The organism is Antarcticibacterium sp. 1MA-6-2, assembly GCF_021535135.1.
In the GTDB taxonomy this organism is placed as follows: domain Bacteria; phylum Bacteroidota; class Bacteroidia; order Flavobacteriales; family Flavobacteriaceae; genus Gillisia.
In genome coordinates, this window is sequence record NZ_CP091036.1 from 418,156 (window position 1) to 430,413 (window position 12,258).

Below are 12,258 nucleotides of genomic sequence, written 5' to 3' on the forward strand. Positions count from 1 at the left end.
TTACACTAAACCTTCGAAAGAAGAAAATTTGAACAGCTTGAATCCAAAAAGAGAAACTATAAAGTTTCTACTTAATTATTCAAAAGCACTACGAATCACGGAGTATAAGAAGATGAAGTTTGACACACTCCTGAATTAGATTCATAAAAGACCTGCTTATTAGCCAGCAGGTCTTTTTTTTATTATCTATGCCGCTACTTCTTTTTCTTTTGGTAGTATTCTTCGAGAACTGACTTTCTACCTATAGTTTTTGTTATAATATCTTTTTCAAGATCCCAACCTCTTGCAGGAGAGTACTGTCGTCCATACCAAATAATCTGTAGGTGGAGAATATTCCATAAATCTTTTGGAAAAATTCTTTTAGCATCTTTCTCAGTCTGCACCACATTTTTTCCATTGCTTAAATTCCACCGGAACATCAACCGATGAATATGCGTATCTACAGGAAAAGCCGGAATATTAAAAGCCTGTGACATAACCACGCTGGCCGTTTTATGGCCTACAGCAGGTAAAGCTTCCAAAGCTTCGAAATCGGCTGGTACCTGTCCGTTATATTTTTCGATCAATATTTCACTTAATCCGTGAATGCCTTTAGATTTCATGGGAGACAGACCAACGGGTTTTATAATATCCCTTATTTCATCAATAGACAATTTTACCATGTCGTAAGGATTATCGGCAATGTTGAACAGGATTGGCGTAATTTGATTTACCCTAAGATCGGTACTTTGAGCTGAGAGAAGTACAGCAATTAATAAAGTGTAAGGATCTTTATGATCTAAAGGAATTGGAACCTGTGGATAAATTTCATTTAGCTTATCTATAACAAATTGTACCTTTTCCTTCTTATTCATAATCCGTAAATTTGAAACAAATGTAAGAATTATGACATCAATAAAACCAGGAGATAATGCTCCCGATTTCACCTCGCAGGATCAGGACGGAAACACCATAAAACTTTCAGATTATAAGGGTAAAAAACTTGTTCTTTTTTTCTACCCAAAAGCAAGCACGCCGGGATGCACTGCAGAAGCTTGTAATCTTCGTGATAACTGGGAATATTTTCAAAACAAAGGTTATGAAATTTTAGGTGTAAGTGCAGATTCCCAAAAGAGACAGAAAAATTTTAAAAAGAAGAATAACCTTCCTTATCCTTTACTGGCAGACGAGGATAAAGCTGTTATCGAAGCATACGAAGTATGGGGTCCCAAGAAATTTATGGGAAAAGAATATGACGGAATTCATCGAACTACTTTTGTAATAGATGAAGAAGGAAAAATAGAAGATGTTATAGGTAAGGTAAAAACAAAAGAACATTCAGCTCAAATTCTTTGAATTGCTGAAATTGAAGAGCAAACTTAAGAATAAGCTGAAAATTCTTTAATTCTCAAGCATCTTTACTAGCTGAACAGTAGCAATACTATCGCAGTTTTCGATTTGAAGTTCCAGTACTTTAGTGTTGACTTCTCCCGAGATGTAGTAAATTTTGCAGGGATCTATATAGGTTTTGCTTTTGCCGAAATCAACAGAGCCATTATTGAGAATACCGGAAACTGCGTTAGTATCTAGTTGATGTGTTTCAAAAAAAGCCATTGCTTCTTTACTAAAGACCCTATCTTTTATTCTGATATTTTTCAGAACCCGGGCGGTAGGAGAGTAGTCACAAGAAGTTCTCTTTCCACCTAAAAAAAATATGAGTATAATTATTCCGAAGAAAAGTCCGACTGAAAAGTAGCCGATTCTTTGAATCAAGTTCATTGAAAATGTTTTTTACACAAAATACCGAAAGGTGTGTATAAAGGGAAAGTTAACCGTCTGTTTTTAGGTTCATTAAGTAAACACAAATCTAAAAGATCAGGAGGTTTATATCCCGGTAAGTAAGATCAAACCATTCGGCAATAGATTTGTTAGTCAAAATTCCGTGGTAAAAGTACAAACCATTTCTTAAACCTCTGTCAAATCTTAGAGTGTTTTCAATACCACCTTCTTCAGCAATATGTAAGAGGTAAGGTGTAAAAATATTACTAATTGAAATTGAGGAAGTTCGGGCGTACCTTGAAGGGATGTTAGGTACACAATAATGAAGAACTCCATGTTTCGTAAAAATGGGTTGGTCGTGAGAAGTAATTTCACTGGTTTCCACACAGCCACCCATATCGATACTCACGTCAATTATTACGGCACCTTTTTTCATTGACTGTACCATCTCCTCTGTCACTACAATAAGCGATTGTTTTTCCTCTAACTGCTCCAATGAGTACATCACAGCGTTTTAGAGATTTCATTAAAGTCTTGGGTTGGAGGGTAGAAGTGTATAAAGTGCGACCAAGGTTAGTCTGGATATGACGTAAACGAGTAAGGGAACTATCAAAAATTTTGACACTTGCTCCCAATCCTGCAGCACTTCGGGCAGCAAACTCACCTACTGTTCCGGCTCCAATAATTACTACTTCAATAGGAGGGACGCCACTTATATTTCCAAACATTAGTCCGTTTCCCTGAGCATTATTGCTCATTATTTCTGAAGCTATTAAAACTGAAGCTGTTCCGGCTATTTCACTCAGAGCCCGAACGGCAGGATAGCTTCCATCATCATCCCTTATAAATTCAAATCCTAAGGCGGTAATTCTTTTTGTAGCTAACTTCTGAAAATATTCCTTACACTGCGTCTTAAGCTGAAGAGCTGAGATGAGGGTGGTCTGCGGATTTATCATGTCGAGCTCTGCCAGGGAAGGCGGCTCCATCTTCAAAATCGTGGGGCAGGAGAAAACTTTTTTGGTGTCTTTGGTTATTTCTGCATAAGCACCGGAATAATCTTTATCGCTAAACCTGGCCCACTTTCCGGCATCAGATTCAATCATTACCCGATGGCCATGAGCCGTAATCGCAGCTACGGCGTCAGGAGTAAGACACACCCTTTTTTCCTGGTAAGAAGTCTCTTTGGGAATTCCTATAAACAGTTGTCCCTTATTCTTGTAAACCTCCAGAGTTTCTTCCTGGGGAATAAGCTGTTCTTTGGTAAACGGTGAGGTTTGGCTGGTCATGCTGAATACCTGTTAGTGAATTAAATTACAACAATTTTCAGCAAATATAAGGTAAGAATTTTATTAAAGTTTACGGTAATAATCTTCCGCTGGTTCGTTAGGCATTGCAAATTCTTGTTGTCTAAAATATTCTAATTCTCTTTCATCCTTTGTAGACATTCCATTGGAAAAGACTGTGACATCAGTCTCATTTAATTCACTAAGATCTATTCCATATATTCGGTCAAAGATTTGAGTACGGACGGTGTAGAGAATAATTAATATAAGAATGAAGAAAGGAGCTAAGTAGATTAATTGATTTGTGTCCATAGGATCAACGACTGCATAAACATCATCATAGACTGTGCTGATTATTTGGTAAGAGTACATGGTGACAGGTACAAGAATAGCATGATACCACCAATGTTTACAAGTGAAAAACCAAATTAATAATAACATTAAGGGAGTAATTTTTCCCAAATAGGTCCACATCGCAACATTTACACTTTCATAATACTTACTTTCATATGTAAAAAAAGAATTTTCCCAAACAGGACCGTCTGGGAAAATTTCATATAAATAAAATATGTAAGGTGAAAAAGCTATTAAAAAAGCTATAATACTACCCGTTAGTAGGAATTTTGAGCTTTGATCTATCAACCGCTTGCTTTTCGATTTGTTTGTCATTATTGTTATTTTCTGTAGTTGTAGTTACAAAAAAAGTTGCTCCAAAAATAGTAGCGGCACAAAAAATAGCTTTAAATTTCATAATGTATAGGTTTAAAAGTGATTGTTTCTATTTGATTTCTGAAACAAACCTATACAATTATAAAATGCTTATAGTTACTACATTATCCGTACCTTTGCACCCTTTTTTGAGGCAAAAAATAGCCGTATTTTATGGAAATTTACTTTCCAAAAATAAGCTAAAAATCAACATTTTTCGTTGAATAACTAAATATATAAAATCCTTAGTTTCACATAGGCTAAAAACGTACTATTTTTCTTACAACCCCTTTTCGCACTTTGGCACGCAGGTTTTTTAATTCTTTAACAAAACTTTAACTTTCTTGCCCCATGGTTTTTCATGGAAATTTTAAGTTTTTGAACGTCCTCATCCAATAAATTTTCAATTTTTTGAGGCCATTCGATCAGCTTCCAGGAATCGGAATTGAGATAATCTTCAATTCCCATGTCCAGTGCTTCGCCTTCGTCTTTGATTCGGTAAAAATCAAAATGGAAGATCTTACCGTGATCTGTTTGGTATTCGTTAACTAATGAGAATGTTGGGCTGGAGGCCAGGTCTGGCGCACCAAGAGCTTTAACAAGCGCTTTTATGAGGGTCGTTTTTCCGGCCCCCATTTCTCCGTAAAATAATAGCGTTTTGCTCTTAACTTTGGAAAGTAACAGCATAGCTATACTATCAATTTCTGACAGCTCGTAGGTCAAGCTCATTCAAATATAGATTATAAGGCGTTGTAAATATATGTAATTAATTCTTATCTAGGCAATAAGACCGCAAAGGGGATGATCATCTCCTCCATGGAAACACCACCATGCTGGTAGGTGTTTCTAAAATAATTTACATAATAATTATAGTTATTGGGGTAGGCAAAAAACATATCTCCCTTGGCAAAAATAAATGAGCTGCTCATATTGATACTTGGCAGATGAATTTTTTTAGGATCTTTAGCGGCTAAAACATCTTTGTCCTCGTAGGTGAGGCTTTTTCCTGTTTTATACCTTAGATTTAGGCTGGTTTCCTTATCCCCTATAACCTTGGATGGAGTTTTCACGTTAATAGTGCCGTGGTCTGTAGTGATAATTAATTTAAAGCCTGATTGCTGTGCCTGTTGTATGATCTCAAGAAGGGGTGAGTTTTTGAACCAGCTTTGTGTTAACGATCTGTAGGATTTATCATTTGAAGCAAGTTCTTTAATTACTTCCATCTCAGTCTTGGAATGGGAAAGCATATCCACAAAATTATAAACTACTACTGTGAGATCGTTTTCCTTCTGGGTTTTGAAATTTTCAACAAGTTTCTTTCCTGCTTTAAGGCTGGATATTTTATGGTACTCATGTTTAATGTTAGCTCCCAGTCGCTTTAGTTGGGACTCTAAAAATTCTGCTTCAAAAAGGTTTTTTCCTCCTTCGTCTGTATCATTTAACCAGTACTTTGGAAACAGCTTTTCCATTTCGCTGGGCATTAGGCCTGAAAAGATAGCATTTCTCGCATATTGGGTTGCTGTAGGCAAAATGCTATAATAAGGAGTCTCCTGTTCTTTTTTGTAGTAATTATTTATAGTAGGCTCAAAAGATTTCCATTGATCGTATCTCAGGTTGTCTACTACTACCAGAAGTGTTGGCCTCTCTTTGGAAATTTCGGGGAGGATCTTGTTTTTAAATAAAGTATGCGACATTACTGGAGCATCTGCATTATTATCAAACCAGGCGGGATAATTTTTGTCTATAAATTTACAGAACTGGCTATTAGCCTCAAGTTTTTGACTTTCCAGAATTTCAAACATCCCACTGTCTTCAATGTTTTCCAGTTGCAATTCCCAGTATAACAATCTTTGATACAGGTCTGCCCAACCCTCAAAGGAATTGATACCCATCATATCCATAGCAATTTTCCGGAACTCCTGTTGATAGCTGGATGTTGTTTTCTCAGTCACCAGTCTGGAAATATCGAGGTTCTTTTTAAGGCTAAGTAGTATTTGATGGGGATTCACAGGTTTAATTAGATAATCAGCAATTTTGGAACCTATGGCTTCCTCCATTATATATTCCTCTTCGCTCTTTGTAATCATGACCACAGGAATCTCGGCACGTTTTTCTTTAATTTCAGATAATGTTTCGAGACCTGTGAGTCCCGGCATATTCTCATCGAGAAAAACAATATCAAAATTTTCTTTGTCAACCTGTTCCACTGCTTCCATACCACTCTTGCAGGTGGTGACTTCGTAATTTTTCGATTGCAGGAAGATGATGTGTGGTTTTAGAAGATCAATTTCATCATCTGCCCAAAGTATTTTTATTTTAGTCATTCGCTTGTTTTATTTGAATACATCAGGACTTTAGGTAAAATACTCCTTTTTAGCATGGGGCATTCTTTGTGGGTCTCATATATGTATATTTGTTTTTCAAAAGAAATTTTAGTCTTGGCTATTAAAACAAAACTCAAAATATTTAACGACCCAATTTACGGTTTTATTACCATACCCAGTGAAGGGGTGTTTAATATCATTGCTCATCCTTACTTTCAAAGATTGCGCAGGATATCTCAAATGGGGATGTCTTATCTCGTTTATCCGGGCGCTCATCATACCCGTTTTCATCATGCTTTGGGTTCCCTGCATCTTATGCAAAAAACCGTAGACTTGCTTCGTTTTAAAGGCATTAATATATCTGGAGAGGAGGAGGAGGGACTTTATATTGCTATTCTTATGCACGATATTGGTCACGGACCTTTCTCCCATGCCATGGAACACACCATAGTAGAAGGTGTTTCTCATGAGTGTATTTCGCTACTTTTCATGGAAGAAATGAATAAAGACTTTAACCAAAGTTTAACTCTCGGAATTGAAATATTTAAAGGTACCTACCACAGGAAATTTATGAATGAGCTTGTTTCAAGTCAACTGGATATGGATAGGCTCGATTATCTTAAAAGAGACAGTTTTTACACAGGGGTACCCGAAGGAAATATAAATAGCGAAAGAATCATCACCATGCTTAATGTTTTAGATGATCAACTGGTGGTGGAGGAAAAAGGAATATATTCCGTAGAGAAATTTCTGGTCGCACGCAGGTTAATGTACTGGCAGGTATACCTTCATAAAACCGGGGTTGCTGCAGAGCAACTTCTCATTAGGATTTTAAAAAGAGCAAAAGAACTCATAGAGTCAGGAGAAAGTTTGCATTGCAGCCCATCTTTCTCTTACTTCCTGAACAATAGAATTCGTAAGGAAGACTTTGATGCCGAAGTGCTTCAGAGGTTTTCTAAACTGGATGATTACGATATAATTTCAGCAATGAAACAATGGACAGATCATCATGATTTTGTTCTGCGGAATTTGAGCAGCATGTTATTAAACCGGGATCTTCTTAAGGTAAAGCTCAAAAAAAAACCGATAGATCTGCAAAAGCTCACAAAACATAAAAATAACCTTCAGAAGAAATATCAAATTTCTGAAGCTGAAGCTTCCTATTTTGTGTTTCATGGGGAAATTTCAAATGTAGCCTACAGCACTGATGCTAAAAAAATAAAAATCCTGCACCCCAACGGGAAAACGAGTGACGTTACCAAAGCATCAGATCAATTAAATCTCAAGGCTCTCTCGCGGCCTGTTACCAAATATTATATCTGTTACCCGAAGCCGAAAGATTAAACCATTTTTTTTACTTTTGCCAGAATGAAGTTTAAAGCATCACAAATAGCCGAAATCTTGAATGGAACTGTCGAGGGTGATCCTGAGGCTGAAGTAGATAAATTGGCTAAAATTGAGGAAGGATCAAAAGGTTCCCTTACTTTTTTGAGCAACCCTAAATATACTTCCTACATCTATACTACAAATGCTTCAATTACGATCGTAAAGGATACTTTTAAAATTGAACAGCCAATCAATACAACTCTTATAAGAGTTGGAGACCCTTACAAAGCATTTTCCACTTTGCTCGAATACTATAATCAGGTAAAGCTCAATAAAAGTGGTATTGAAAATCCTCATTTCGTTGATGACACTGCGCAGTTGGGTGAAAACATTTATCTGGGGGCATTTTCTTATGTAGGTAAGAATGTAAAAATTGGCGATGATGTAAAAATATATCCAAACTGTTATATAGGAGATAATGTTACTATTGGGAACAATACTGTAATATTTGCAGGGGTTAGAATATATTCTGAAACCATTATTGGCAGGGAATGCATCATTCATGGAGGTGTTGTTATAGGTGCCGATGGGTTTGGGTTTTCTCCCGATGAAACTGGAAAATATAGCAAAGTTCCCCAGATTGGAAATGTAATCATAGAAGACTCTGTAGATATTGGCGCAGGCACAACAATCGACCGGGCTACTCTTGGTTCTACTTTTATTAGAAAAGGTGTAAAAATAGACAACCAGGTTCAAATTGCCCATAATGTTGAAGTTGGTCAAAACACCGCCATTGCTGCGCAAACAGGCATAGCGGGTTCTACCAAAATAGGCCAGAATTGCCTTATTGGCGGCCAGGTGGGAATAGCGGGGCATTTGACGATAGGGAATAGGGTTAAAATACAGGCGCAGTCTGGGATTGGAAGGAATATTAATGATGATGAAGCTATCCAGGGTTCTCCTTCTTTTGGGTATTCCGATTTCAATAAATCTTATGTCCACTTCAAAAACTTACCAAAAATTGTGGACAGGCTAAATAAACTAGAAAAAAAACAAGAAAATGGCTGATAATTCCATGAAACAGCATACTATCCGGAAGGAAGTTTCTCTAAAAGGAGTGGGGCTTCATACAGGAAAAGAAGTTACCCTTACTTTTAAACCCGCTCCGGAAAATACGGGTCTTATATTTAAACGTGTTGATATAGACGGAGATCCCATAGTAGAGGCAGACGCTTCTTACGTTGTAAACACACAACGCGGAACAAATCTTGAAAAAAATGGGGTGACCATTCAAACCTCAGAACATGTTTTGGCTGCCTGTGTAGGCCTGGGCCTTGACAATATAATAATTGAATTAAACTCTTCTGAACCGCCAATTATGGACGGGTCTTCAAAATACTTCGTAAAGGCTTTGGAAGAAGCAGGTATTGAAGAACAGAAAGAAGCCCGGGAAGAGTATGTGATCAATGAAGTGGTGTATTACAAAGATGAAAAAACGGGTAGTGAAATAATTGCTATGCCTGCTGAAAATTATCAGGTCACCACCATGGTAGATTTTGGCACCAAAGTTTTGGGAACTCAAAATGCCTCTATTCAGGATATTTCAGAATTTAAAGAAGAAATCGCTAACGCCAGAACATTTAGCTTTCTGCATGAAATTGAGATGCTTCTAGAAAAAGGCCTAATAAAAGGTGGAGACCTTAACAACGCCATAGTGTATGTGGACAAGGAGTTGAGTCCTGAAACTATGGAAAAACTAAAAGTAGCTTTTAAAAAGGATAACATTTCGGTAAAGCCTAATGGAATTCTTGATAATCTCACTCTGCATCATCCCAATGAAGCTGCAAGGCACAAGTTGCTGGATGTAGTAGGAGATTTGGCACTTGTTGGAACGAGAATTAGAGGAAAGATCATTGCAAATAAACCCGGACATCAGGTTAACACCCAGTTTGCAAGGAAGTTGTTGAAGATCATTAAAGCCGAAAAGCGAAATAATGTTCCAAAAATTGATATGGATAAACCTCCATTAATGGATGTTAATGACATTATGAACATTCTTCCTCACCTAGGCCTCCTTTCCTCCTGGTAGATAAAATCTTCACCTGTACCGAGTCTTTGGTTATCGGGATGAAAAATGTCACTATGAACGAACCGTTTTTTGCTAAGCCACTTTCCCGGAAAGCCTGTTATGCCGGGAGTTCTTCAGGTGGAGGCAATGGCTCAAACGGGAGGGATACTTGCTTTGAAATCTGTTCCTGATCCTGAAAATTACCTCACTTATTTCATGAAAATTGATAATGTGAAGTTTAAACAACAGGTAGTACCGGGAGATACGCTTATCTTTAAACTGGAATTACTTGCACCAATAAGGAGAGGTATATGCCAAATGCAGGGTTACGCATATGTAAATGGTAAACTTGCCACAGAAGCCATTTTAATGGCACAAATAGTAAAATCTAAATAGAAAAAGATGAACCAGCCTTTAGCATATGTTCACCCCGGAGCCAAGATTGCCAAAAATGTAGTTATTGAGCCTTTTACCACTATTCATAATAATGTAGTAATAGGAGAAGGATCCTGGATTGGTTCAAATGTTACTATAATGGAAGGGGCCAGAATAGGAAAAAACTGTAGCATTTTTCCTGGTGCTGTAATTTCAGCGGTTCCACAGGATAAAAAATTTAACGAAGAAGAAACTACTACAGAGATTGGAGATAATACCACAATTAGAGAGTGTGTAACTATCAATCGAGGAACAACAGACAGGATGAAAACTGTTGTTGGTAAGAATTGCTGGATCATGGCTTACTGTCATATAGCTCATGATTGTGTGGTAGGTGACAATTGTATTTTTTCAAACAATAGCACCCTTGCAGGACACATAAACGTTGGGGATTATGTTGTACTCGCAGGAATGGCTGCCGTTCAACAATTTTGCAGTATTGGAAATCACGCTTTTGTGACTTAAGTGGTTCTATGGTTAGAAAAGACGTTCCTCCATTTGTTAAAGCAGGAAGAGAGCCCTTGTCTTATGTTGGAATAAATTCTATAGGATTGCGTAGGAGGGGATTTACTACCGAAAAAATAAGAGAGATCCAGGATATTTACAGAATCCTATATCAAAAAAATTACAATAATTCACAGGCTGTAACTATAATAGAAGCAGAAATGCAGGCCACAGCAGAGCGTGATGAAATTCTTGAATTCATTAAGAATTCTCAAAGAGGTATAATGAAAGGTTATTTCAGTTCAAACTAAACAATAAAATAATGGCAAGTACAAGTGATATAAGAAATGGATTGTGCATTAGGTACAATCATGATATTTATAAAATAGTAGAATTTTTACATGTTAAACCTGGTAAAGGACTAAGCATTTGTAAGAACAAAACTTAAAAGTGTTACAACGGGAAAAGTTCTGGATAATACTTTTTCTGCAGGTCATAAAATTGAGGATGTACGCGTAGAAACCCATAAATTTCAATTTTTATACAATGATGGGGAGTTCTATCATTTTATGAATGTAGAAGATTATACCCAAATAAGGCTTCCCGAAAATATATTGGATATGCCGCAACTTTTAAAAGAAGGGGAAGTGGTTACCATTCTTATTAATACAGAAGATAACATGCCTCTTTCTGTGGAAATGCCTGCAAGTGTAATTCTTGAAGTTACACATACTGAGCCTGGTGTTAAAGGTAATACCGCTACCAATGCTACAAAGCCTGCAACTCTTGAAACCGGAGCAGAAGTAAATGTTCCTCTTTTTATTAATGAAGGAGACAAAGTAAAAATAGAAACTGAGAAAGGTACTTACAAAGAACGAATTAAAGAATAATTAAAAATTTGAAAAGAGAGAAAGGAAAAAAGACTAAGTCAAAGTAAAAGTCTCTTCTCTTTCCTCTCTTCTCTTTTATCTATTTAGAATGAAATTCCCGCAAAGACATACTTTAAAACAGATTGCCACGATCATTTCTTCCGGTTATGTAGGTGATGATAATTTTCCGGTATATGGAATGAACGAAATACATGTGGTGACTGAAGGTGATATTGTTTTTGTAGATCATCCTAAATACTATGATAAAGCCCTTGATTCTGCAGCCACTATTATTCTCATTAATAAAGAAGTACCCTGTCCTGAAGGAAAAGCACTATTGATCTCTGATGATCCTTTCAGGGATTTTAATAAGCTAACAGATTATTTTAAACCTTTTCAGAAATCTACTGACAGAATAGCCGAATCTGCAGAAGTAGGTGCAAATACTATAGTTCAACCAAACGTCTTTATTGGGAACAATGTAAAAATCGGGGATAATTGTTTAATCCATTCCAATGTTAGTATTTACGACAATACAATAATTGGGAATAATGTAATTATCCATGCGGGAACTGTACTGGGAGCAGATGCTTTTTATTACAAGAACTAAGCCTGAAGGTTTTGATAAATTAAAATCGGGAGGAAGGGTTATAATTGATCACGATGTAGAAATTGGAGCTAATTGTACAATTGACAAGGGAGTTACTAGTGACACTTTTATTGGTGCTGGTACAAAACTTGACAATCTTATCCAGGTAGGGCACGATACCATAATAGGTAAGAGATGTTTAATTGCCTCCCAGGTAGGGATTGCAGGTGCTGTAATTATAGAAGATAATGTAACTCTTTGGGGGCAGGTGGGAATTAGGAGCGGAATTACTGTAAGAAAAGGTGGTACCTTTATGGGTAAGGCAGGTATAACAAAATCTTCCAAGCCTGATACTATTTATACAGGGAATCCTGCAGAGGAAGTGAGGATCAAGTTAAAAGAATATGCGGCTCTAAGAAAACTTCCTGAAATTATTGATAAATTAAAATGAACT

General features: G+C 36.8%; 9 protein-coding genes and 5 pseudogenes. 7 read left to right on the top strand and 7 right to left on the bottom strand.

All coding sequences use genetic code 11. The features are described from left to right. Positions 1-194 precede the first annotated feature (194 nt). Positions 195-854 carry an endonuclease III gene (nth, locus tag LZ575_RS02030; protein ID WP_235328024.1) on the bottom strand — a complete coding sequence of 220 codons (660 nt, stop codon included), beginning with the start codon at positions 852-854 and terminating at the stop codon, positions 195-197. A gap of 31 nt (positions 855-885) precedes the next feature. Here nth and bcp point away from each other — a divergent pair, with 31 nt between their 5' ends. After that, on the top strand, positions 886-1,335 hold the full coding sequence (bcp, locus tag LZ575_RS02035) for a thioredoxin-dependent thiol peroxidase (protein ID WP_235328025.1): 450 nt from the start codon (positions 886-888) through the stop codon (positions 1,333-1,335). 45 nt (positions 1,336-1,380) lie between these two features. Here bcp and LZ575_RS02040 read toward each other — a convergent pair whose 3' ends face one another. The 6 genes and pseudogenes from LZ575_RS02040 to LZ575_RS02065 form a co-directional block, all read right to left on the bottom strand. Beyond that, positions 1,381-1,758, bottom strand: a complete 378-nt coding sequence (locus tag LZ575_RS02040; RefSeq protein WP_235328027.1) for a hypothetical protein — start codon at positions 1,756-1,758, stop codon at positions 1,381-1,383. 88 nt (positions 1,759-1,846) lie between these two features. Then, positions 1,847-3,044: pseudogene (locus tag LZ575_RS02045) on the bottom strand (alanine dehydrogenase). Between the two features lie 63 nt (positions 3,045-3,107). Next, positions 3,108-3,515: a hypothetical protein gene (locus tag LZ575_RS02050; RefSeq protein ID WP_235328029.1), complete on the bottom strand. Its 408-nt coding sequence runs from the start codon at positions 3,513-3,515 to the stop codon at positions 3,108-3,110. Between the two features lie 130 nt (positions 3,516-3,645). Then, positions 3,646-3,792, bottom strand: a complete 147-nt coding sequence (locus LZ575_RS02055) for a hypothetical protein (RefSeq protein ID WP_235328031.1) — start codon at positions 3,790-3,792, stop codon at positions 3,646-3,648. Positions 3,793-4,073: 281 nt separating this feature from the next. Continuing rightward, positions 4,074-4,478, bottom strand: a complete 405-nt coding sequence (gene tsaE / locus LZ575_RS02060) for a tRNA (adenosine(37)-N6)-threonylcarbamoyltransferase complex ATPase subunit type 1 TsaE (protein WP_235328033.1) — start codon at positions 4,476-4,478, stop codon at positions 4,074-4,076. 44 nt (positions 4,479-4,522) lie between these two features. After that, positions 4,523-6,073, bottom strand: coding sequence for a bifunctional response regulator/alkaline phosphatase family protein (locus LZ575_RS02065; RefSeq protein WP_235328035.1), 1,551 nt, complete (start codon positions 6,071-6,073; stop codon positions 4,523-4,525). Between the two features lie 114 nt (positions 6,074-6,187). Between LZ575_RS02065 and LZ575_RS02070 the strand changes: the two genes are divergently transcribed. The 6 genes and pseudogenes from LZ575_RS02070 to LZ575_RS02095 all read left to right on the top strand — a co-directional run bounded on the left by LZ575_RS02070 (position 6,188) and on the right by LZ575_RS02095 (position 12,255). Then, positions 6,188-7,417, top strand: a complete 1,230-nt coding sequence (locus LZ575_RS02070) for an HD domain-containing protein (RefSeq protein WP_235328037.1) — start codon at positions 6,188-6,190, stop codon at positions 7,415-7,417. A gap of 24 nt (positions 7,418-7,441) precedes the next feature. Next, complete coding sequence (gene lpxD, locus LZ575_RS02075; RefSeq protein WP_235328039.1) at positions 7,442-8,467, top strand: UDP-3-O-(3-hydroxymyristoyl)glucosamine N-acyltransferase; 1,026 nt, start codon at positions 7,442-7,444, stop codon at positions 8,465-8,467. Then, positions 8,460-9,863, top strand: a pseudogene (locus LZ575_RS02080) (bifunctional UDP-3-O-[3-hydroxymyristoyl] N-acetylglucosamine deacetylase/3-hydroxyacyl-ACP dehydratase). The gene lpxD and the pseudogene LZ575_RS02080 overlap by 8 nt, the downstream one beginning before the upstream one ends. A gap of 6 nt (positions 9,864-9,869) precedes the next feature. Then, positions 9,870-10,657: pseudogene (gene lpxA, locus LZ575_RS02085) on the top strand (acyl-ACP--UDP-N-acetylglucosamine O-acyltransferase). A gap of 11 nt (positions 10,658-10,668) precedes the next feature. Continuing rightward, positions 10,669-11,236: pseudogene (gene efp, locus LZ575_RS02090) on the top strand (elongation factor P). An 88-nt stretch (positions 11,237-11,324) separates the two neighbouring features. Continuing rightward, positions 11,325-12,255 (top strand): annotated as a pseudogene (locus LZ575_RS02095) (UDP-3-O-(3-hydroxymyristoyl)glucosamine N-acyltransferase). Positions 12,256-12,258 lie beyond the last annotated feature (3 nt).